This window comes from Burkholderia diffusa (assembly GCF_001718315.1).
GTDB lineage: Bacteria > Pseudomonadota > Gammaproteobacteria > Burkholderiales > Burkholderiaceae > Burkholderia > Burkholderia diffusa_B.
The window spans coordinates 1,806,005-1,826,891 of sequence record NZ_CP013362.1; the positions used below are offsets into that span (position 1 = coordinate 1,806,005).

18 protein-coding genes are annotated in these 20,887 nt (G+C 66.5%); 7 read left to right on the top strand and 11 right to left on the bottom strand.

Features of this window, described 5'->3' with window-relative positions; translation table 11 throughout:
• The first annotated feature begins 245 nt into the window (after positions 1–245).
• From WI26_RS08310 to WI26_RS08325, 4 genes are all read left to right on the top strand, one after another.
• Positions 246–1,130, top strand: a complete 885-nt coding sequence (locus tag WI26_RS08310; protein WP_069225719.1) for an MBL fold metallo-hydrolase — start codon at positions 246–248, stop codon at positions 1,128–1,130.
• Between the two features lie 29 nt (positions 1,131–1,159).
• Positions 1,160–2,851, top strand: coding sequence for a bifunctional protein tyrosine phosphatase family protein/NAD(P)/FAD-dependent oxidoreductase (locus tag WI26_RS08315; RefSeq protein ID WP_069225720.1), 1,692 nt, complete (start codon positions 1,160–1,162; stop codon positions 2,849–2,851).
• A gap of 18 nt (positions 2,852–2,869) precedes the next feature.
• Positions 2,870–3,676, top strand: coding sequence for a sulfite exporter TauE/SafE family protein (locus tag WI26_RS08320; RefSeq protein WP_059537591.1), 807 nt, complete (start codon positions 2,870–2,872; stop codon positions 3,674–3,676).
• Positions 3,677–3,814: 138 nt separating this feature from the next.
• Positions 3,815–5,425: an RICIN domain-containing protein gene (locus WI26_RS08325; RefSeq protein WP_081334248.1), complete on the top strand. Its 1,611-nt coding sequence runs from the start codon at positions 3,815–3,817 to the stop codon at positions 5,423–5,425.
• 87 nt (positions 5,426–5,512) lie between these two features.
• On the opposite strand, the gene WI26_RS08330 is transcribed toward WI26_RS08325, so the two are convergent.
• The 4 genes from WI26_RS08330 to WI26_RS08345 form a co-directional block, all read right to left on the bottom strand.
• On the bottom strand, positions 5,513–6,334 hold the full coding sequence (locus WI26_RS08330; RefSeq protein WP_059467447.1) for an ABC transporter permease subunit: 822 nt from the start codon (positions 6,332–6,334) through the stop codon (positions 5,513–5,515).
• Positions 6,331–7,260 (bottom strand): ABC transporter permease subunit, encoded by a 930-nt coding sequence (locus tag WI26_RS08335; RefSeq protein ID WP_059467446.1) that lies wholly within the window; start codon positions 7,258–7,260, stop codon positions 6,331–6,333. Before WI26_RS08335 ends, WI26_RS08330 begins: the two co-directional genes overlap by 4 nt.
• Positions 7,257–8,417, bottom strand: coding sequence for an ABC transporter ATP-binding protein (locus WI26_RS08340; RefSeq protein ID WP_059537586.1), 1,161 nt, complete (start codon positions 8,415–8,417; stop codon positions 7,257–7,259). Before WI26_RS08340 ends, WI26_RS08335 begins: the two co-directional genes overlap by 4 nt.
• Positions 8,418–8,503: 86 nt before the next feature.
• On the bottom strand, positions 8,504–9,598 hold the full coding sequence (locus WI26_RS08345; RefSeq protein WP_069225722.1) for a polyamine ABC transporter substrate-binding protein: 1,095 nt from the start codon (positions 9,596–9,598) through the stop codon (positions 8,504–8,506).
• A 361-nt stretch (positions 9,599–9,959) separates the two neighbouring features.
• On the opposite strand from WI26_RS08345, the gene WI26_RS08350 reads away from it, so the two are divergent.
• A complete protein-coding gene (locus WI26_RS08350) occupies positions 9,960–10,163 on the top strand; it encodes a DUF1289 domain-containing protein (protein ID WP_027784516.1) in 204 nt (67 codons plus the stop codon).
• Positions 10,164–10,238: 75 nt separating this feature from the next.
• Here WI26_RS08350 and WI26_RS08355 read toward each other — a convergent pair whose 3' ends face one another.
• The 3 genes from WI26_RS08355 to WI26_RS08365 form a co-directional block, all read right to left on the bottom strand.
• Entirely contained in the window at positions 10,239–10,880 is a 642-nt protein-coding gene (locus WI26_RS08355; RefSeq protein ID WP_081051638.1) for an OmpW/AlkL family protein, read from the bottom strand.
• A gap of 65 nt (positions 10,881–10,945) precedes the next feature.
• Positions 10,946–12,136, bottom strand: a complete 1,191-nt coding sequence (locus WI26_RS08360) for an NAD(P)H-dependent flavin oxidoreductase (protein WP_059467442.1) — start codon at positions 12,134–12,136, stop codon at positions 10,946–10,948.
• A 129-nt stretch (positions 12,137–12,265) separates the two neighbouring features.
• Positions 12,266–13,702, bottom strand: coding sequence for an aldehyde dehydrogenase family protein (locus tag WI26_RS08365; RefSeq protein ID WP_059537581.1), 1,437 nt, complete (start codon positions 13,700–13,702; stop codon positions 12,266–12,268).
• 223 nt (positions 13,703–13,925) lie between these two features.
• On the opposite strand from WI26_RS08365, the gene WI26_RS08370 reads away from it, so the two are divergent.
• A complete protein-coding gene (locus WI26_RS08370) occupies positions 13,926–14,291 on the top strand; it encodes a hypothetical protein (RefSeq protein ID WP_059467440.1) in 366 nt (121 codons plus the stop codon).
• A 34-nt stretch (positions 14,292–14,325) separates the two neighbouring features.
• On the opposite strand, the gene WI26_RS08375 is transcribed toward WI26_RS08370, so the two are convergent.
• The gene (locus tag WI26_RS08375; RefSeq protein WP_059467439.1) at positions 14,326–14,790 is read right to left on the bottom strand and encodes an Lrp/AsnC family transcriptional regulator; all 465 of its coding nucleotides are present in this window, start codon (positions 14,788–14,790) and stop codon (positions 14,326–14,328) included.
• A 133-nt stretch (positions 14,791–14,923) separates the two neighbouring features.
• On the opposite strand from WI26_RS08375, the gene WI26_RS08380 reads away from it, so the two are divergent.
• Positions 14,924–15,970: a zinc-dependent alcohol dehydrogenase family protein gene (locus tag WI26_RS08380; protein WP_069225723.1), complete on the top strand. Its 1,047-nt coding sequence runs from the start codon at positions 14,924–14,926 to the stop codon at positions 15,968–15,970.
• 118 nt (positions 15,971–16,088) lie between these two features.
• On the opposite strand, the gene WI26_RS08385 is transcribed toward WI26_RS08380, so the two are convergent.
• From WI26_RS08385 to WI26_RS08395, 3 genes are all read right to left on the bottom strand, one after another.
• Entirely contained in the window at positions 16,089–16,565 is a 477-nt protein-coding gene (locus WI26_RS08385) for a DUF2501 domain-containing protein (RefSeq protein WP_069225724.1), read from the bottom strand.
• A 234-nt stretch (positions 16,566–16,799) separates the two neighbouring features.
• Entirely contained in the window at positions 16,800–18,392 is a 1,593-nt protein-coding gene (locus tag WI26_RS08390) for an ABC-F family ATPase (RefSeq protein ID WP_059468495.1), read from the bottom strand.
• Between the two features lie 130 nt (positions 18,393–18,522).
• Positions 18,523–20,820 (bottom strand): AsmA family protein, encoded by a 2,298-nt coding sequence (locus WI26_RS08395; RefSeq protein WP_069226384.1) that lies wholly within the window; start codon positions 20,818–20,820, stop codon positions 18,523–18,525.
• Positions 20,821–20,887 lie beyond the last annotated feature (67 nt).

Sequence of the window (20,887 nt, forward strand, 5' to 3'; positions counted from 1 at the left end):
GGAACGGACGAACGGACGAACGGGTGGACTGCCAGGCTGACTGCCAATTCTGCCACGACACTGCCACAAATGGCAGTCGACACGAACGGCAGTCCGTCGGGCGTACCCGCGACGCGCCGCGATCGCGCCGGAAATCCGAACCGAATCAAATACCTGCCATATCGCCTGGCCTCGCGGCCCGGACTGGCATGCTTCTTGAACATGGAATCCCGATTGCAGACGCAGAACCCGATCGAGGACATCCCGTGAGCCATACCCCCAAGCTGTCGGTCGAAGGCTTTTTCGACCCGGCGACCCACACCGTCAGCTATCTGCTGCTCGATACCGCGAGCCGCGCGTGCGCGCTGATCGACAGCGTGCTCGACTACGACCCGAAATCGGGCCGCACGCGCACCGCCAGCGCCGACCGGCTGATCGCGCGCGTCGCCGAACTCGGTGCGACCGTGCACTGGCTGCTGGAAACGCACGTGCACGCCGACCATCTGTCGGCCGCGCCGTATCTGAAGGCGCATGTCGGCGGGCAGATCGCGATCGGCTCGCACGTGCGCCGCGTGCAGCATGTGTTCGGCACGCTGTTCAACGCCGGCCCGGGCTTCGCGCACGACGGCAGCCAGTTCGATCGCCTGCTCGACGACGGCGACACGCTTGCGCTCGGCGCACTGACGATCCGCGCGATGCACACGCCGGGCCATACGCCGGCGTGCCTGACCTACTGCATCGACGACGCGACGCAGCGCGCGGCGTTCGTCGGCGACACGCTGTTCATGCCCGACTACGGCACGGCCCGCTGTGACTTCCCCGGCGGCGACGCACGCACGCTGTACCGCTCGATCGCGCGCGTGCTCGCCCTGCCGCCCGACACGCGGCTCTACCTGTGCCACGACTACCAGCCGGGCGGCCGCGACGTGCAGTTCGTGACGACGGTGGCCGAGCAGCGTCGCGCGAACGTGCACGTGAAGGACGGCGTGACCGAGGATGATTTTGTCGCCATGCGCACCGCGCGCGATGCGACGCTCGACATGCCGGTGCTGATGCTGCCGTCCGTGCAGGTGAACATGCGTGCCGGCCACCTGCCCGAGCCCGAAAACAATGGCGTGCGTTACCTGAAGATCCCGCTCGACGCGATCTGAGACGCCACCCCGACCGGAGAACCCCCGACATGACCATCCGCTCGCTGACCGACCTGCTGTCGGTCTCGCCCCAGATCGCCGCGACCGACCTGCCCGCGCTCCACGCGGCCGGCATTCGCGCGATCGTCTGCAACCGTCCGGACGGCGAAGGCGCCGACCAGCCGAACGTCGCCGAAATCCGCGCCGCCGCCGCACCGCTCGGCATCGCCGTTCATTACCTGCCCGTCGATACCGGCAAGGTCACCGACGATCAGGCCCGGCAATTCGACGCGCTCGTCGCGTCGCTCGCCGGCCCGGTACTCGCATACTGCCGCAGCGGCACGCGTTCGGCGACGCTGTGGGCACTGTCGCAGGCCGGCAGGCGTCCGGCCGGCGACATCGTCGCGATCGCCGCCGCGGCCGGGTACGACCTCGGCGCGCTCGCGCCGCGCCTCACACGAGATTCCACCCAAGGCCTCGCGCATGACGGCCGCCAGCCCGCGCCGGCCGTCGACGCGCGGCACGACATCGTGATCGTCGGCGCGGGCGCGGCCGGCGTCGCGGTCGCGTCGAGCCTGCTGGCGCGCGACGGATCGCTCGATATCGCGGTGATCGACCCGGCCGATACGCACTACTACCAGCCCGGCTGGACGATGGTCGGCGCGGGCGTGTTCCGGCCCGACACGACCGCGCGCCGGATCGCCGACCTGCTGCCGCGCGGCGTGAAATGGATCCAGGCGGCCGTCGCCGGCTTCGAGCCCGACGCGCACACGGTGGTGCTCGACGGCTGCCGGCGCATCGGCTACCGCAAGCTGGTGGTGTGCCCGGGGCTCAAGCTCGACTGGCACGCGATCGACGGTCTCGCGGAAACGCTCGGCCGCAACGGCGTCACATCGAACTATCGCTACGATCTCGCACCGTACACGTGGGAGCTGGTGCAGGCGTTCCGCGGCGGCAACGCGCTGTTCACGCAGCCGCCGATGCCGATCAAGTGCGCGGGCGCACCGCAGAAGGCGATGTACCTGTCGTGCGATCACTGGCGGCGCACGGGCCGCCTCGGCGCCGCGAATGTCGAATTCCTGAATGCGGGCGCCGCGCTGTTCGGGGTCGCCGACTATGTGCCCGCGCTGATGGAGTACGTGAAAAGCTACGATATCGCGCTGTCGTTCGGCCACAACCTCGTCGCGATCGACGGCCCCGCGCGGCGTGCGACGTTCCGGCGGGCGTTGCCCGACGGCGGAACGGAAACCGTCGAGCGCGCCTTTGACATGATCCACGTCGTGCCGCCGCAGAAGGCGCCCGATTTCGTGCGCGCGAGCCCGCTCGCCGATACTGCCGGCTGGATCGACGTCGATCCGGCGACGCTGCGGCACAAGCAGTTCGCGGACATCTTTGCGCTCGGCGACGTCACCAACACGACCAACGCGAAGACCGCCGCGGCCGCGCGCAAGCAGGCGCCCGTCGTCGCGCACAATGTGCTCGCGTCGCTGGGCCGCGCGCACGGCGACGCCGCCTACGACGGCTACGGGTCGTGCCCGCTCACCGTCGAGCGCGGCAAGATCGTGCTCGCCGAATTCCTGTACGGCGGCAAGGTCGCACCGACCTTCCCCGCGTGGCTGATCGACGGCAGGCGTCCGTCCCGGCTCGCGTGGCTGCTCAAGGAGCGCCTGCTGCCGCCGCTCTACTGGAAGGCGATGCTCAAGGGCCGCGAATGGCTCGCAAAGCCCGCGATCGCACGTTGACCGGAACCCGATGACACCATGCTGATTTCCCTCGTACTCGGCAGCCTCGTCGGCGCCGTGCTTGGCCTCACCGGCGCGGGCGGCGGCATTCTCGCGGTGCCCGCGCTCGTCGTCGGGATGGGCTGGCCGATGCAGCAGGCCACGCCCGTCGCCCTCGTCGCGGTCGCGGGCAGCGCCGCGCTCGGCGCGCTCGAAGGGTTTCGCCGCGGACTCGTGCGTTATCGCGCGGCGCTGCTGATGGCCGTGGCCGGCGTGCCGCTCACGACGCTCGGCGTGAAGCTCGCGCACGTGCTGCCGCAACGCGTGCTGTTGGCGCTGTTCGCGCTGACGATGCTCGTCGTCGCGGGCCGCCTGCTGCGGCAGGCACTGCGCCGCGCGCCCGGCAACGCGGACGAGTCGCGGTTGTGCGTCGGCCGCGTGGATCCCGATACCGGCCGGCTCGTGTGGTCCTGGCCGGTCGGGCTCGCGCTCGCGTCGACCGGCGCGGTGACGGGGCTGATGACGGGCTTGCTCGGTGTCGGCGGCGGCTTCGTGATCGTGCCGATGCTGCGCAAGTTCACGAACGTGTCGATGCACGGCGTGGTCGCGACGTCGCTGATGGTGATCGCGCTGGTCGGCACCGGCGGCGTGCTCGCGACGCTCGTGTCGGGCACGCGCGCGCCGCTCGACATGATGCTGTGGTTCACGGTCGCGACTGCACTCGGGATGGCGATCGGCCGCAGCGCGTCGCGGCACTTGTCCGCGCGACACGTGCAGGCAGGTTTCGCGGCCGTGCTCGTCTGCGTCGCGCTCGGGCTGCTCGCGAAGGCGGCGTTCGGCGCATAAACCAGCGCGCGGCAATCGAACCGGCGTCCTGCGCCGGAGCCGCCCCTGCCGTCGCAAAACCGCCGCGACCCGCATGCTAGACTCGCCGCGCGCCGTTACCCGGCGCGTCGACACCAACAAGAACAATGGAGTCCGGTCATGCACATCGGTAAACGAGGAAGCGCGGCACTTGCCGCACTGCTGTTGACGCCACTCACCGCGCTAGCCGCATCCGCCTATACGGCGACGCTGACGCTCGCCAGTCTCTCCCCGTCGGTCGGCGGAACCGACAAGGCAACGCTCAAGCTCGCCAACACCGGCACCGCGCCCGCTGCCGCCGGGCTCTTCATCGGCATGCCATCCGGTTTCAGCGCGAACGGCCTCACCAGCACGTGCGGCGGCACGCTCACCGACGACGGCACGTCGCGCATCGCGTTGTCGGGCATGACGGTGCCGGCGGGCGGCACGTGCACGCTCGGCTTCACGCTCGGTGTACCGCCGGTCGCGGCGTTGCCGCCGGCAGGCGCGCGCAGCTTCACGATCACGGCCGATACGTCCGCGGGGCTCGCGACGCTGACGGCCGCCACCGCGCCGACGCTGTCCGGCTTCCTCGGCTCGACGCCGGGGCTTTACAGCGACACGTCGTTCCCGTCGACGGTACGCAGCGTCGGCACGCTCGACCTGTTCATCACGCCGGCAACGGACCCGGGCCCGAACTCGAACGTCTTCTGGTCGAACCAGATCGGTTCGCTCAACGGCTACACCGGCCTGCAGTCGACCGAGCTGGTGTCGGCCAGCGAAGGCGTCGGCAAGCAGTTTCTGTTCAGCCTGTGGGGCGCGACCGCCGCCAAACCCGGCACGCCCGCGAGCGCGGGCATCGGCGCGGGCAGCTATTGCACGGTCAGCGGCTCGGCAACCGACGGCAGCGCCGGCGCGCAATGCCGTTATCGCTACGAGTGGCACGCGGGTCACACGTACCGGTTCCGCATCACGCCGGACACGAGCCAGGGCCCCGGCTGGTTCAAGAGCAACGTGACCGACGTGACGAACGGTACAACCGGCGACAGCTTCGATATCGGCAGCATCTACGTCGGCACCACGCAGACGCAGGTGCCCGTCGGCTGGATCAGCCAGTGGGTCGAATATTTCGACTGGAACTCGAGCCGCACGAGCTGCGCGTCGATCGCGCATACGGACGCACAGTTCAGCATTCGCGCGTATGACGCGATCGGCAACGCGGTGCCGGTCCCGGCGCCCTCGGTCACGGTCAACAAGTCGTGTCCGGCGAGCTATGCGAACGCGTCGCAAGCGAACGGCGTCGCCACGCTGATCGGCGGGCCGCAGCAATCGGCCGCCGGCCTCGTGAAAAGCGGCGGCGCGTGTCTGGCGGCGTCGGGCGGCCTGGCCGATGGCAGCGCCGCAACGCTCGGCACGTGCCCGACGCTCGCATCGGTGCGCGCATCCGGCGGCACGCACTTCAATCCGCAACTGTGGGTCGTCGCCGGCGACGGCACGCTGCAGACCAAGTACAGCTACTGCCTCACCGCGCAGGCGCCCGGCTCGGCCAACGGCGCGCTGCTGCGCACCTGCGTGCCCGGCACGGCGAGCCAGCAGTGGCAGGTGAAGGCCGGCACGCTGCCGGGTACCGCGCAACTGGTGTCGCAAGCCACGGGCCGCTGCCTCGCGCCGGCCGGCGGAGCGCTGACGCTGCAGGCGTGCTCGCCGGCCACGGCAGTGTGGAGGACGCCCGGCAAGAGCTTCGCATACTGAGCGCCTCGGCGCGGCACATAACGAAAACGCCCGGTCCGACTCGTCGTCGGCACCGGGCGTTTTTTCATGACGGCAGCCGTACCGGCGTCACGTCGCGAACGACATCATCCGCTTGCGTTCCTGGCGCAGCATCACGAAGTTCGCGATCACCACGCCGGCCGTCACCGCGACGATGAACAGCGTCGCGAGCGCGTTCATCTCCGGGTTCAGGCCAAGGCGCACGCGCGAGAACACGACGAGCGGCAGCGTCGTCGAGCCGGGGCCCGACAGAAACGCCGACAGCACGAGGTCGTCGATCGACAGCGTAAACGACAGCAGCCAGCCCGCGATCAGCGCCTGCGAGATCAGCGGCAGCGTGATCGTGAAGAACACCTTCAGCGGCGTCGCACCCAGATCGAGCGCGGCCTCCTCGAGCGACGGGTTCAGTTCGCGCACGCGCGACTGCACGATGATCGCGACGTACGAGATGCACAGCATCACGTGGCCCAGCCAGATCGTGAACACGCCGCGCTCGGCCGGCCAGCCGATCCACTTCGCCAGTTCGATGAACAGCAGCAGCAACGAGATGCCCTGGATCACCTCGGGGATCACCAGCGGTGCGTTGATCATCCCGCTGAACAGTGCGAAGCCGCGAAAGCGACCCATCCGCGCGAGCACGAAGCCGGCCCACGTGCCGATGAACACCGACGCGAACGCGGTCAGCACGCCGATCCTCAGCGACAGCCATGCGGCCGTCAACAGTTCGTCGTCCTCCACGAGTGCCGAATACCAGCGGAACGAGAAGCCCGACCATACGGTGACGAGCTTCGACTCGTTGAACGAATAGACGATCAGGCTGATGATCGGGATGTACAGGAACGCGAAGCCGGCGAACAGCGCCGCGAACTGCAGGTAACGATTCGGCTTCATCGACGGCGGCCCTCCTGCTCCTTCGCCTGGAAGTGCTGGAACATCGCCATCGGCACGAGCAGCAGCAGCACCATCGCGCAGGTCACGGCCGACGCCATCGGCCAGTCTGCGTTGTTGAAGAATTCATTCCACATCACGCGGCCGATCATCAGCGTATTCGCGCCGCCGAGCAGTTCCGGGATCACGTACTCGCCGACCGCCGGGATGAACACCAGCAGGCAGCCCGCGATGATCCCGTTCTTCGATAGCGGCAGCGTGATCTGCACGAACGCCTTCCACGGTTTCGCGCCGAGGTCGTACGCGGCTTCGAGCAGGCGCAGATCCATCTTCACGAGATGCGCGTACAGCGGCATCACGAGGAACGGCAGGTACGAATACACCATCCCGATGTACACCGCGTAGTTGGTGCGGTACAGCTCGATCGGCGTGTGCGTCAACCCGATCCACATCAGGAAGTTGTTCAGGAGCCCGTTGTTCTTCAGGATCCCGATCCACGCATATACGCGGATCAGGAACGACGTCCAGAACGGCAGCATCACGCCCATCATCAGCAGATTGCGTGTTGCCGGGTTCGAGCGCGCGATGTAGTACGCCATCGGATAGCCGATCAGCAGGCACAGCAGCGTCGTGATCGCGGCGACCACCACCGAATTCACGTAGGTCGCGAAATACAGGCTGTCGGTCAGCAGGAATGCGTAGTGCGACAGGTTCAGCGCGATGTGCACCACGCCGTCCGCGTATGACGCGAGTTCCGTATACGGCGGGATGCCGAGCTGCAGCTCCGCGAAGCTGATCTTCACGACCAGCACGAACGGCACGAGGAAGAACAGCACGAGCCAGATGTACGGCCCCGCGACGACCGCCGAACCGCCGGTCAGGTTGAAGCGCCGCACGGGCCATGCGAGCAGGGACTTGAGCGCGTTCATGACGTCAGCACCACGCCCGCGGTCGCGCTCCAGCGCACGTAGATCTCGTCGCCGAGCGCCGGTGTGTCGAGCTCGGTGATCGCGAGGCTCGACACGTTCGCGATCACCGTCTTGCCCGCGTCGAGCTTCACGTGATACAGCGAATAGCCGCCCATGTACGCAACGTTGGTGATCTTGCCGCGCGCCCAGTTGAACGCGCCTTCGGGCGGCTTGCGCGTGAGCGCGATCCGCTCGGGGCGCACCGACACCGTGACCGGCATCCCGAGCGGGCCCGTGATGCCATGGCTCACGTACAGCCGGCTCGGCAGTTCCGGCGATTCGATGTAGACGTGGTCGGGTTCGTCCTCGACCGTGACGCCGTCGAACAGGTTCGTCGAGCCGATGAACTCGGCCGAGAAGCGGCTGTTCGGATATTCGTAGACTTCGTTCGGCGTGCCGATCTGCACGATCTGGCCTTCGCTCATCACGGCGAGCCGGTTCGCCATCGTCATCGCCTCTTCCTGGTCGTGCGTGACCATGATGCAGGTGACGCCGACCTTCTTCAGGATGTTGACGAGCTCGATCTGCGTGCGCTGGCGGATCTGCTTGTCAAGCGCCGACATCGGCTCGTCGAGCAGCAGCACCTTCGGCCGCTTGACGAGCGAGCGCGCGAGCGCGACGCGCTGCTGCTGGCCGCCCGACAGCTGGTGCGGCTTGCGCTTCGCGTACTTGCTCATCTGCACGAGCTCGAGCGCAGCCGCCACGCGCTCCTTCAGCTCGGCTTTCGGCGTGCCTTCCTGCTTCAGGCCGTATGCGACGTTCGATTCGACCGACATGTGCGGGAACAGCGCATAAGACTGGAACATCATGTTCACGGGCCGCTTGTACGGCGGCATCTGCGCGAGGTCCTCGCCATCGATCAGGATCTTGCCCGACGTGACCGTCTCGAGGCCCGCGAGCATCCGCAGCAGCGTCGACTTGCCGGAACCGGAACTGCCGAGCAGCGCGAACAGCTCGCCCTGCCGCACCGTCAGGTTCACGTTGCGCACCACTTCGGTCTCGCCGAATTTCTTGACGACGTCGACGATCTGGACAAAGTTCTCGGCGCGCGCCTCGGCGCCGGACGAAGGAACGAAGGACGGCGCGCCCGCAACCGGCGCACCCGACTGGCTATTCATGATGTGCTGCTTCTCTCCTGCGTTTGACGAACAAAGCCCCCGGGGGCACCAGGGGCTTCATGACTGCTGGCTTACTTCCGCTCGCGTCAGCGGCCGGATTTCAGCTCGGTCCACAGACGCGTCTGCAGACGCTGGATTTCGGGCGGCAGCGGCTTGAGCAGGAACAGCGTCTTCACGACGTCGGCCGTCGGGTAGACGGCCGGGTCGTTCGCGACGTCCGGCCGCACGTACTTGCGTGCCTCGGCGTTCGCGCTCGGGTAGTACACGGCGTTCGTGATCGCCGCGTGCACCTTCGGATCCTCGATGTAGTTGATCCACTGCAGCGCGGCGTCCTTGTTCTTCGCGTCCTTCGGGATCGCCATCACGTCGAACCACACCGGCGCTCCGCCCTTCGGAATGTAGTACTCGACCTTGTACGGCTTCTTCGCCTCGATGGCGCGATGCTTCGCGATCACGACGTCGCCCGACCAGCCGAACGCGAAGCAGATGTCGCCGCCAACCAGATCGTTGATGTAGCCCGACGAGTTGAACTGCGTGATGTACGGGCGAATCTTCTTCAGCACTTCCATCGCGGCCTTGTAGTCGGCCGGGTTCGTGCTCATCGGATCCTTGCCGATGTAGTGCAGCGCCGCCGCGAACATCTGGTCCGGCGCGTCGAGCACCGACACGCCGCAGGTCTTCAGCTTCGAGATGTTTTCAGGCTTGAACAGGATGTCCCAGTTGTCCAGCGGGACCTTGCCGAGCGCCTGCTGCGCCTTCGACAGGTTGTATGCGAGACCGGTCGTGCCGTACGCCCAGGGCACCGCGTACTTGTTGCCCGGGTCCGCGCCGGCGACGAGCGCCATCAGTTGCGGATCGAGGTACTTGAGGTTCGGCAGCTTCGACTTGTCGAGCGGCGTGAAGATGCCCGCCGCGATCTGCTTGCCCGCGTAGTTGCTGGTCGGCACGACGATGTCGTAGCCCGAGCTGCCCGTCAGCAGCTTCGCCTGCAGCGTGTCGTCGCTGTCGTAGTTGTCGTAGCGAACCTTGACGCCCGTCTGCTTCTCGAAGTTCGGGATCGTATCCTTGGCAATGTAGTCCGACCAGTTATAGACATTGAGCTGCGTATCCTTCGCCGCCGCCGCCGATGCACCCACGCACAGCGCAAGCGCTGCGAACCGGCCCACTACCTTTGCTTTCATCCCGTTCTCCCTCCGGCCGGACGCGTCGCCCGGCTGCCGTCTGCCTCGTCATGGCGGCGCATTCCGGCACGCCGCCCCTCGAAAACCCCGAACGCTACCACCATTCGCGCTCCGTCACAAAAAAATCATGTCGGTGTCGCGCAAACGGAACAGATTCCCGCGGCCGGCCGCTCACGCGGCCCGCGCAGCGGGGCGTTCCGGGGGAATTCTATCGGGTAATCGGCGTCTGTCCATCAGGAAAAGAAGGTGGCTGCGAAACCGTCCGGACGGGCAGGTGTCGCACCACCGGCATCGCTACCGGGCCGCGTCACCCCGATGCATTAAAATGACGCCCTGACGATTCAACGCGCGAACCCTTTCGATGGCCTCCAATCTCCACGACCTGCCCGACAGCCCCTGCATCGGCGTGTGCTCGACCCTCTTCGACGAAGTCTGCAAGGGCTGCGGCCGCACGGCCGGCGAAGTGTCGAACTGGGTGTTCCTGAGCGACGACGAAAAACGCGCGGTGTGGGAACGCATCACGCGCGAAGGCACCGCGATGCGCTTTCAGTACGACAAGCTGTAAATCCGCCGCACAAAAAAAGAGCGGCATGCCGACTGCCATGCCGCCAACCCCAACTCTGTTCTTCTTCGCTCGCGCCTAGAACTTCATCCCGACGCCCACGCCAACGATCAGCGGATCGATGTGCAGCGTGCCGATGCCCTTGTCGCCGAGCGTCGCATCGGTGCTCATCCAGATCTTCTTCACGTCGACGTTCATGAACACCTTCTTCGTCAACTGCACGTCGACGCCGAACTGCAGCGCGGGACCGAAGCTGCTCTTGTTGATCGACACGCCCTCCCCGCCGACGTTGAGCCCGTTGTTGTAGAAGTACGTGTAGTTCACGCCCGCGCCGACGTACGGTCGCACCTTGCCGGCATGATTGAAGTGGTACTGCAGCAGCAGCGTCGGCGGCAGCACGCCCACGCCGCCGAGATTGCCGAGGCTCGACGTCATCTGGTGCCGCGACGTACCGAGGATCAGCTCGACGCCGAGGTAATCGCGGATCATGTAGGTGAAGTCGAGCTCCGGCACGATCGCGTTGTTCACGCCGGTGTTGATCGCGCCAAGCGTGTCGCTGCCGCGCTCGTTCGGCTGGATGCTGATCGCGCGCAGCCGGACCAGTACGTCACCCTGGTTGATCCCGTCGCCCGGCGACGCCGCGTACGACAGCGCGGGCATCGTGGCGAGGCTCGCCGCGAATGCGGCAGCGGTGACACATGTTCGAATCGTTTTTTGCATGATACGGACCCCTGTAGAATGCATTCCATTCTGTCAGTAGGGTCTTTAGGGCATCTTGATATCCGTCAAGCCAGCGTAAACATTGGACGGTTTGTCGCAGGTTCCGCCGCACGGCCGGTCAGCAGCAGGTCGAGCAGATCGCGCACGCTGCGGATCGCGTTGCCGAACGGCAGGGCTTCGCGGCCGCGGAAAAACAGCCCGTTCGCGACGTCGCCGCGCAACGCCGCCGCGAGCCGCGTGTCGATGCAGAAATGGCCGAACTTTTCGATGCCGTCGCGCAGCCCGCAGACGCTCAGGCACTCGAGCGCGGTCGGACAGCGCTGCTTGAACGCGCCGAGCTTGTCGCGAATGCGTGTTTCGTTGCGCAGATAGCGATCGAGCCAGGGCGTCTTCACTGCACGCGCCGGCAGCCCCGTCACGCTGACGAATTCGACGATGTCCTCGGGCAGCGCATCGGCCAGCACGCGCTTGAAGTTCGGATGCGCATCGCCCTCTTCCGTCACCGCGAACGGCGTTCCCACCTGCACGCCGTTCGCACCGGCCGCGAGCGCCGCGCGCACCGTGTCGTGACTGTTGATCCCGCCCGCGACGATCAGCGGGATCGTGTCGCGCGCGAGGCCGAGCGACGCCATCACCTGCGCGGTCTCGTCGAGCACGCGCGCGAAATCGAAGCGCGCATCGTGCATGTCGTCGATCTGCGTGACGCCGAGGTGGCCGCCCGCATGCGCGGGATGCTCGATCACGATCGCATCGGGCAGCCGCCCCTTCTTCATCCACTTCTTCAGCACCAGCGCGATCCCGCGGCTGTCCGACAGGATCGGGATCAGCGCGATGTCATGACCCTGCGTGAGATCGGGCAGATCGAGCGGCAGGCCGGCGCCCATCACGATCGCATCGGCGCCTTCGTCGCACGCGACGCGCACGTAGTCCGCATGCGCGCTCACAGCCTTCATCACGTTGACCGCAATCATCCCGCGCCCTTCGCTGTACGTCTTCGCGAGGCGAATTTCGCGCGCGAGCGCGTCGAGGTTCGCGGCTTCGAGTGTTGCGCGATCGGGGTTCGCGCGACAGCGCGCGAGCAGATCCGCGTGGTGGTGACGCAGGTCGATGCTCGCGATCGTGCCGAGCGCGCCTTCGCGCGCAACGCTGCCCGCGAGGCGGTGCGCGGAGATGCCGACGCCCATGCCGCCCTGCACCACGGGCAGCAAGGTGCGGCCGCGAATCGTGAGCGGCGGGAAGGAAGTGCGTGCGGTCATCTGAACCTCGTCGAAACATCGGTAATCGGAAACGCGATGATCGACGCATCCACCGACGCGCACCTTGACGGCCGTCAACAAAAAAACGGCACGCGAGCGTGCCGTTCCGGGTCATGCGGGGTGACACGCTCAGGCAGGATTCGCCGGCTTGAGCTGCATCGACTTGTACTCGAGATACTCTTCGAGCCCGTACACGCCGTTCTCGCGGCCGTGTCCCGACTGCTTGTAGCCGCCGAAGGGCGCAGCGCCGTTCCACGTGCCGCCGTTGATGTCGACCTGCCCCGTGCGGATGCGGCGCGCGACGCGCATCGCGCGTTCGTCGCTGCCCGCCCATACCGCGCCGCCGAGCCCGTACGGCGAATCGTTCGCGATGCGCACGGCTTCGTCTTCGTCGCGATACGTGATGATCGACAGCACCGGCCCGAAGATCTCTTCCTGCGCGATCGTCGATTTCGGATCGACGCGGCCGAACACCGTCGGCTTCACGAAGAAGCCCTTCGCGAGCCCTTCCGGCAGCCCCGTGCCGCCGGTCACGAGCTCCGCGCCGTCGTCGATTCCGCGCTGGATGTAGGCCTGCACGCGCTGCTGCTGCACGGCCGATGCGAGTGCGCCGAGGCGCGTCGTTTCCTGACGCGGATCACCCGCGACATACGCTTCGGCTGCCGCCTTCGCGATCGCGCGCGCCTCGTCGTAGCGCGCCTCGGGCACCAGCATCCGCGTGTGCGCCGAACAGGTCTGGCCCGCGTTCAGGTAGCACGCGTTGACCGTGCCCTTCACCGCCGCCGCGAAATCGGCATCATCGAGGATCACCGACGCCGACTTGCCGCCCAGTTCGAGCGCGACGCGCTTTACGCCTGCGGCCGCGAGCTCGGCCACGCGCTTGCCGGCACGCGTCGAACCCGTGAACGACACCATGTCGACGTCCGGATCGGTCGCCAGCACCTCGCCGACAACCGGGCCATAGCCGCACACGAGGTTGAACACCCCCGGCGGCAGGCCCGCTTCGTGAATCGCCTCGGCGAGCATGAACGCGTTGAGCGGCGCGACTTCGGACGGCTTCAGGACGACCGTGCAGCCGGCCGCGAGCGCCGGCGCGACCTTCAGTGTGATCTGGTTGAGCGGGTAGTTCCACGGCGTGATCGCCGCGACGACGCCGACCGGCTCGCGCACCACCAGCGAATTGCCGACCGTCGCCTCGAATTCGAACGATTCGGCGAGCTTCGCGTATGCCTTCCAGTTGTAGATCGGACCGCCGACCTGGATCGCGCGCGACAGCTTGATCGGCATCCCGACTTCGCCGGTGATCGACTGCGCGAGTTCCTCGCTGCGCGCCTGCAGACGCTCCACGATCTTGCGCAGATAGCCCGCGCGCGTCGCGGCCGGTGTCGCGGCCCATGCGTCGAACGCCGCGCGCGCCGCGCGGATCGCGTCCTGCGCGTCCGACGCCACACCTTCGGGAATCCGGCCGATCACGGCCTCGGTGCCCGAGTCGATCACGTCGATCGTGCCCGTGCCGGCCGGCTTGCGCCATGCGCCGTCGATATAGAACTGATCGTAGATTTTCATCGCTTCCTGTCTCCCGGAAAACGGTCATTCTAGCGAGTGCGGCACGGCTCGGCGACGCCGGCGGACGAGCGCCGGACGCCCGCTTCCCGCAACCGCGGCATCCGCGCCACGCCTTCGCCTCAAGAGGCCGCACCACGCGGCCACCATCGTGCTATGTTTTTAGTATCGGCGCCGGCTGCTGCAGGCCGCGCCACCCGGAATCGAAGCCTTCGTGAGCGCTGCCATGACCGACGCACCCCATATCCTCGGTTCGCAAGATCGCCTGGAACTGCTGTGCTGGCTCACCTGCGGCAATCTCGGCGCGTTTTACCTGAACGAATCCTGGCCGGATGCATCGTTCCAGGTGCAGGCCGCACACCGCTGGCTCGACCGCCACCACCGGCAATCCGACTGGCTCGCGATCGCGAAGCTGGCCGCACTGGCGCAGGACATCGCAAAGCGGCACGCCGATTTCGTCGACGCGTCGTGGGCGCGCGACGCGGTCGAGGAAATCGTCGATACCGACGATCTCGACTATCGGGCGAAGCTCGTCCAATGGGTGTACGAAGACTGCTGCAAGGCGCTCGCCGACAAGCGGCTGGCCGACTGACCGCTTGCGCATGCGCGAGCGCCGTCGCGCGCCGTCACACGATCGGCAGCCGCTGCGTCGACTTCAACTGCCGCAGCGACAGGTTCGAGCGGATACTGAGCACGCCCGGCAGCTTGCGCAGCACTCTTTCGACAAAGTGACTGTAGTCGTCGAGATCGGCCGCCACCACCTGCAGCAGGAAATCCGCTTCGCCGGTCGTGTTATCGCACGCGAGCACGTTGGGGCTGGCCTGAATCAGGCGCTCGAACTCGGCCGTCACTTCCTCGCTGTGCTGCGTGCAGACAATCTGCACGAACGCCATCACGCCAAACCCGAGCTTTCTGCGGTCGAGCCGCGCGTGATAGCCCGCGATCAACCCTGCTTCCTCCAGCCGTCTGAGGCGGCGCCAGCAGGACGTCTCGCTCAGCGAGAACGCTTCGGCGAGTCGCGCATTCGACACGCGCCCGTCCTGCTGGAGCATGTCGAGCATGCCGCGATCGATCCTGTCCAGTTGTTCCATGAAAATTCCTTGCGGCAATCGCGCGATGATCGCAAGGCTATCTCACAACCAGCCGTTTCTCAATCAAAAAACGAAAGATAAACCCACTTCTGCCGCGATATAGTGAAAGAGTCATTCGACTCAGGAGGAGATCGTGAAAGCAGTTGTCTATGAAGCCTTCGGCGCCGCGCCGCGGCTGATGAACGTCGACGATCCGACGCCGGCACCCGACGGCGTCGTGATCGAAGTGAAGGCGACTGGCGTGTGCCGCAGCGACTGGCACGGCTGGATGGGGCACGATCCGGACATCGTGCTGCCGCATGTGCCGGGCCACGAACTCGCGGGCGTCGTGGTCGCGACCGGCGCGGCGGTTACGCGCTGGAAGGCCGGCGACCGCGTCACGGTGCCCTTCGTCGCCGGCTGCGGCCGCTGCCCGGAATGCCACTCGGGCAACCAGCAGGTATGCGAGCAGCAGTTCCAGCCCGGCTTCACGCACTGGGGCTCGTTCGCCCAATACGTCGGCATCCATCACGCGGACCTCAATCTCGTGCGCCTGCCCGATGTGCTCGATTTTCCGACCGCGGCAAGCCTCGGATGCCGTTTCGTGACGTCGTTTCGCGCGGTGGTCGACCAGGGCCGCACGTCGGCCGGCCAGTGGGTCGCCGTGCACGGCTGCGGAGGCGTGGGTTTGTCGGCGATCATGATCGCGAATGCGATCGGCGCGAACGTCGTCGCGATCGACATTTCGGACCGCGCGCTCGCGCTTGCGCGATCGGTCGGCGCAGCGGCGACCGTCAATGCGTCGGAAGTCGCCGACGTTGTCGATGCGGTAAAGGAAATCACACGCGGCGGCGCACACGTGTCGCTCGATGCGCTTGGCCATCCGACCACCTGCTTCAACTCGATCAGCAATCTGCGCCGCCGCGGCAAGCATGTTCAGGTCGGGCTGATGCTTGGCGAACATGCAACGCCGGCCGTGCCGATGAGCAAGGTCATCGCGCACGAGCTGGAGATTCTCGGCAGCCACGGGATGCAGGCGCATCGTTACGACGCGATGCTCGACATGGTTCATGCCGGCACGCTCGCGCCGAGCCGGTTGATCGGCAAGGAAATCAGTCTCGGCGAGTCGATCGACGCGCTGATGAACATGAACCGGTTCGAAGGCGCCGGGGTGACCGTCGTGACGGACTTTTCGGGCTGACGCCGCCGGGCATTACCGCAGGCGATGGCGACGGCCGGCTTCCGTCGCCACCGCCGCGCCTGCCTGTTCCGCCGTTCGCGCACGGAGTCGACGCGCGCGAACGGCATGCGACGCCGGCTTACAACAGCGACTTCCCTTGCGCCAGCACCTTGTCGCAGATCTGCTTGGTCACCTGCTGCTTCAGCCCGCCGCCGCTCAGGTCGAGCTTGCTGCCATTGCCTGCATCGAGGATCCCGCTTGCACCGCTCGTATAGCCGCTGTCGGACGATGCGTCGCCGCCGAGCTTGCCCATCAGCGCGTCCTTCACCGACGATGCGCCGCCGGATGCACCACCCAGGTAGTTGTTCTGGATGCAGAACTGCAGCAAGCCCGCGACGTTCCCCGTGCTGCCCGGCATCAGCGACGAAGCGCCGCCGCCCGTCAGTGCACCGCCGAGGCCGCCCAGGTTGCCGAGCGCACCGCCCGCGCTGCTGCCCGAATCACCGCCGCCGACCTGCTTGAGCACATCGCCCAGTTGCGCATGCGCGATCGAAAACGGCGCGAGCAGCCCGATCAGCGCACCGGCAACGATCGCGCGGTATAGACGTGCCTTCATGTGGAGCCTCCTTGTCGTGAATGCGTGAGTCCCGCGAATGCCATCAAAGCATACTCAATCGACCGACCCGTGACAGCGTGCGTGCCACTGCGAAACGTCAGGCATCGTGATATCGGCCCGGATTTGACAATGCTTGACGGGGACGGCGGCCCGGATGCGAAAAAGCCCGCCAGGCTTCCACCTGGCGGGCTTTCGGCACTTCGGTACATCACTCGGGCACGGTCGCCCAGGCGATTATTCCTGCCCCTGACTCGTCAGGAACTCCTCGTAATTGCCGCCGAAGTCGAACAGCGTGCCGTCCGTGCGCACTTCGATGATCCGGTTCGCCAGCCCGCTCACGAATTCGCGGTCGTGCGACACGAAGATCAGCGTGCCTTCGAACTGCTCGAGCGCGATCTGCAGCGACTCGATCGACTCCATGTCCATGTGGTTGGTCGGCTCGTCCATCAGCAGCACGTTGTGACGGCCGAGCATCAGCTTGCCCCAGATCATGCGGCCCTTCTCGCCGCCCGACAGCACCTTCACCGACTTCTTGATGTCGTCCGACGAGAACAGCAGGCGGCCCAGCGTGCCACGCACCATCGTTTCGTCGTCGCCGTCCTTGCGGTACTGGTCGATCCAGTCCATCAACGTGATGTCGTTCGGGAACTCCTCGTACGTGTCCTGCGGCATGTAGCCGACATTCGCGTTCTCGGACCACTTCACCGTCCCGTGATCGAGTTGCAGCGCGCCGAGCAGCGAACGCAGCAGCGTCGTCTTGCCCGCGCCGTTCTCGCCGATGATCGCGATGCGCTCGCCCGGCTGCACCGACAGGTTGAAGTTCTGGAAGATCGTGCGCTCGTACTTCTTCGTGATCTCTTCGGCGACCACTGCAACGTTGTGCAGCTTCTTCTCGAACTCGAAGCGGATGAACGGGTTCTGGCGCGACGACGGCTTGAATTCCTCGATCTTGATCTTGTCGATCTGCTTCGCGCGGCTCGTTGCCTGGCGGGCCTTCGACTTGTTCGCCGAGAAGCGGCGCACGAAGTCCTGCAGCTCGGCCACGCGCTCCTTCGCACGCGCGTTCGCCGCGGCCTGGCGCTCGCGCGCCTGTGCCGATGCGAGCATGTAGTCGTCGTAGTTGCCCGGCCAGACCTTCAGCGTGCCGTAGTCCATGTCGGCCATGTGCGTGCACACCGAATTCAGGAAGTGACGATCGTGCGAGATGATGATCATCGTCGAGTTGTACTCGTTGAGCGTGTGCTCGAGCCAACGGATCGAGTTGATGTCGAGGTTGTTGGTCGGTTCGTCGAGCAGCAGCACGTCCGGCTTCGAGAACAGCGCCTGTGCGAGCAGCACGCGCAGCTTCCAGCCCGGTGCGACGTCGGCCATCGTGCCGTTGTGGAACTTCTCCTCGATGCCGATGCCGAGCAGCAGTGCGCCCGCGCGCGCCTCGGCGTCGTAGCCGCCGTATTCGGCGAACTTGCCTTCGAGCTCCGCCGCGTGCATGTAGTCGTCGTCGGTGGCTTCCGGGTTCGCATAGATCGCGTCGCGCTCGGTCATCGCGGCCCACATCTCGGTGTGGCCCATCATCACGACGTCGAGCACGCGCACGTCTTCATACGCGAACTGGTCCTGGCGCAGCTTGCCCAGGCGCACGTTCGGCTCGAGCGCGACGTTGCCGGCGCTCGGCTCGAGGTCGCCGCCCAGGATCTTCATGAAGGTCGACTTGCCGCAGCCGTTCGCGCCGATCAGACCATAGCGGTTGCCCTCGCCGAATTTGACCGAGATATTCTCGAACAAGGGCTTCGGCCCGAATTGCATCGTGATGTTGGCAGTAGAAAGCACGGCAGGTCCCGTAAGAGAGAAATCGACGGAAAACCGTGTATTTTAGCAGGTGTCGGAGAAACTGCCGACCGCCCTGTTCCGGCCCCGCCAACCGGGCCGCCGCGCGGCGCCGGCCCTGCCCCGCACACCGTCACTTGCCGGCCTTCACCGCCGCCTTCTGCGCGGCCTTGGCCTTCATCTGCCCGAACAGCTCCGAGCACGGCACGTCACGGTTGTTGCTCGGCGCGATCAGCGGAATCAGCGCCGCGAACGGGTTGATCAGGCCCAGCCCGACCACCGCGCCGGCGCGCAGCGCGAGCGCGCCGGCATCGACGCCGACCTTCGGGTTCTTGAACGTGCCCTTCGCGTACAACGGCGAACGCAACGAGAAGACCCGGAAACCCTTCGTATGCGGATGGATCTTCAGGTCGATCGATTCGTCGCGCAGATTGATCGGGCCGTCGACGTTGATCAGCGCGTCGTCCGTATCGAGCGCGAACACCTTCGGCTCGAGCATGCCGTCGTTCGCGACGAAATCCATCGCCGCGCAATTGATGTTCACGTCGCGGGTGCCGAACAGCTTCTCGTAGACGACGTTCGCGACATTCAGGCCTGCCGCCTCCATCAGCAGCAGGCTGATGCGGCCATTCGTGACCAGCGCCTTCACTTCGCCGGTCGACGTCGCCGCGAGCGCGGCCGGCGAGTTGCCGGTCGCCGACAGCGACGCGTCGCCGTTGATTTCACCGAGCGCGGTCTGCATCACCTTCTGCGTCGGGAACAGCTGCTTCAGCCTCAGGTGTCGCGCGGCCAGCGTAAAGCGGCCCTTGAGCGGCGTGCGGCTGCCGTCCAGATGCGCGTTCGTCGCGAGCGTGCCGCCCGCGACGCCGAACTGCAGCGGCTCGAGCGACAGCACACCGTCCTGTAGCAGGATGTGCGTGTACAGATTGGTGATCGGCAGCTGCGGGCTCTTGATCAGCTTGCGCCCGGTGAACTTCACGTCCGCGTCGATCGCGCTCCAGCGCTCGGTGCGGAACGTCGCGACCGGCAGCACGCGGTCCGGCGGCTGGCGCGTCGTGTCGCCGCGCTTGGCCTTGCTCGCGGCCGAGTCGGCGCCGATTACCGGCGCGAGATCGGAGAACTGCAGCAGATTCGACACGAGCTCGCCCGACAGCTTCGGCCGCGGCTCGCGCTGCGCCCAGGTGAGCGTGCCGCGCAGATCGCTGCCGCCGACGCGGCCGTTGAAGTCCTCGTAGCGGAACGTACTCGCGTGCTGCTTGATGTTGCCGATCAGGCGCCCTTCGGTCGCATACGGCGGCGTGTCCGGCAGCGTGATGCCGGTAATCTGGTAGAGGTGCGACATCGACGTGCCCTGCAGCCACAGACGCAGGTCCAGTGCCGCGAGATGCATCGGGTCGGTCAGCGTGCCGACGATCGCGAGCCGCGTGTCGCCGGCCTTCACGTCGGCCTGCAGCGGGAACGGCTGCGTCGTATTCTCGACCGCCAGCACGCCGCCCACCTTGCCGGTGCCGCTGATCGGCACGTTCTTGTACCGTCCGTCGACCTTGAGCCCGAACGCGTACGTCGGGCCGGCCGGCTTCGCGGGCGCAGCGGCGCCCGATGCACCGGGCGCTCCACTCCCGCCGGACGCCGGCGCAACTGTCGACGCGAAGGAGCCCGAAGCAGCCGGTGCGGCAGCGGATGCGCCCGACGACGCCACGGCAGACGCCCCGCTCGCGCCTTGCGCCGCCGACGCACCCGACGCGGCCTCGGCACTCGCCTTCGCGCTCAGTCGCGCGGCACCGCTCTTGCCGACGCGCTGCGCCGACGCCGCTCGCGACGTTTGCTCTTGCTCCTTCAGCACGTCGCCGAGTGGAATCGGCTGGCCGAGTGTATCGATCGCGACCGTGAGATCGGCCTTCGTGATCGCATCGCGATACGTGACGACGCCCTTCGCGAAACCGAAGCTGTTGAGCCGCACCTTCCACGGCGACGGCTGCGACGATTGCTTGAACTGGAAGGTCCACGTATTGCGGCCGTCGGCGAGCCGCTCGAGGTCGACCGCGGGATTGACGACGCTGATCGACGGAATCACGATTTCGTGCGCGAGGAGCGGAAGAATCGCAAGATCGAAATGCGCGGCGTCGAGCGTGGCGAACCTGGGCCCCTTCGCCCAGTCGGGGTTGCCGATCTCGAGCTGCGTGGCGGAGAAACTCGGCCAGGGCACCCATGCGCGCCAGCCGGTCTCGCCGTCGGGGCGGCGCCAGCCGACCTTGAGATCGCCGTTGATCGCGAACGGGCGGCCGAGTGCGGTACTCACATGTTCGTTGACCCACGGTTTCGCGCGGTTCCAGTCGAACGTGAAGATGAAGATGCCGGCCGCCGCGATGATCAGCGCGACGATACCGACGATCCATGCAGCCGATTTGCCGATGGCTCGTGCTAGCGTCATGGCGGTTCCGTTGTTGTTCTGCAGAGTTTGCACGCCGTGTCGGGCCACTTGCGTGAGTGAACGGAGC

What these genes read in the sequence shown, in the direction of transcription:
- WI26_RS08315 (WP_069225720.1), top strand. Translation starts at nt 1,160, where the DNA reads ATGACCATCCGCTCGCTGACCGACCTGCTGTCGGTCTCGCCCCAGATC.
- WI26_RS08320 (WP_059537591.1), top strand. Translation starts at nt 2,870, where the DNA reads ATGCTGATTTCCCTCGTACTCGGCAGCCTCGTCGGCGCCGTGCTTGGC.
- WI26_RS08325 (WP_081334248.1), top strand. Translation starts at nt 3,815, where the DNA reads ATGCACATCGGTAAACGAGGAAGCGCGGCACTTGCCGCACTGCTGTTG.
- WI26_RS08330 (WP_059467447.1), bottom strand. Translation starts at nt 6,334, where the DNA reads ATGAAGCCGAATCGTTACCTGCAGTTCGCGGCGCTGTTCGCCGGCTTC.
- WI26_RS08335 (WP_059467446.1), bottom strand. Translation starts at nt 7,260, where the DNA reads ATGAACGCGCTCAAGTCCCTGCTCGCATGGCCCGTGCGGCGCTTCAAC.
- WI26_RS08340 (WP_059537586.1), bottom strand. Translation starts at nt 8,417, where the DNA reads ATGAATAGCCAGTCGGGTGCGCCGGTTGCGGGCGCGCCGTCCTTCGTT.
- WI26_RS08345 (WP_069225722.1), bottom strand. Translation starts at nt 9,598, where the DNA reads ATGAAAGCAAAGGTAGTGGGCCGGTTCGCAGCGCTTGCGCTGTGCGTG.
- WI26_RS08350 (WP_027784516.1), top strand. Translation starts at nt 9,960, where the DNA reads ATGGCCTCCAATCTCCACGACCTGCCCGACAGCCCCTGCATCGGCGTG.
- WI26_RS08355 (WP_081051638.1), bottom strand. Translation starts at nt 10,880, where the DNA reads ATGCAAAAAACGATTCGAACATGTGTCACCGCTGCCGCATTCGCGGCG.
- WI26_RS08360 (WP_059467442.1), bottom strand. Translation starts at nt 12,136, where the DNA reads ATGACCGCACGCACTTCCTTCCCGCCGCTCACGATTCGCGGCCGCACC.
- WI26_RS08365 (WP_059537581.1), bottom strand. Translation starts at nt 13,702, where the DNA reads ATGAAAATCTACGATCAGTTCTATATCGACGGCGCATGGCGCAAGCCG.
- WI26_RS08370 (WP_059467440.1), top strand. Translation starts at nt 13,926, where the DNA reads ATGACCGACGCACCCCATATCCTCGGTTCGCAAGATCGCCTGGAACTG.
- WI26_RS08375 (WP_059467439.1), bottom strand. Translation starts at nt 14,790, where the DNA reads ATGGAACAACTGGACAGGATCGATCGCGGCATGCTCGACATGCTCCAG.
- WI26_RS08385 (WP_069225724.1), bottom strand. Translation starts at nt 16,565, where the DNA reads ATGAAGGCACGTCTATACCGCGCGATCGTTGCCGGTGCGCTGATCGGG.
- WI26_RS08395 (WP_069226384.1), bottom strand. Translation starts at nt 20,820, where the DNA reads ATGACGCTAGCACGAGCCATCGGCAAATCGGCTGCATGGATCGTCGGT.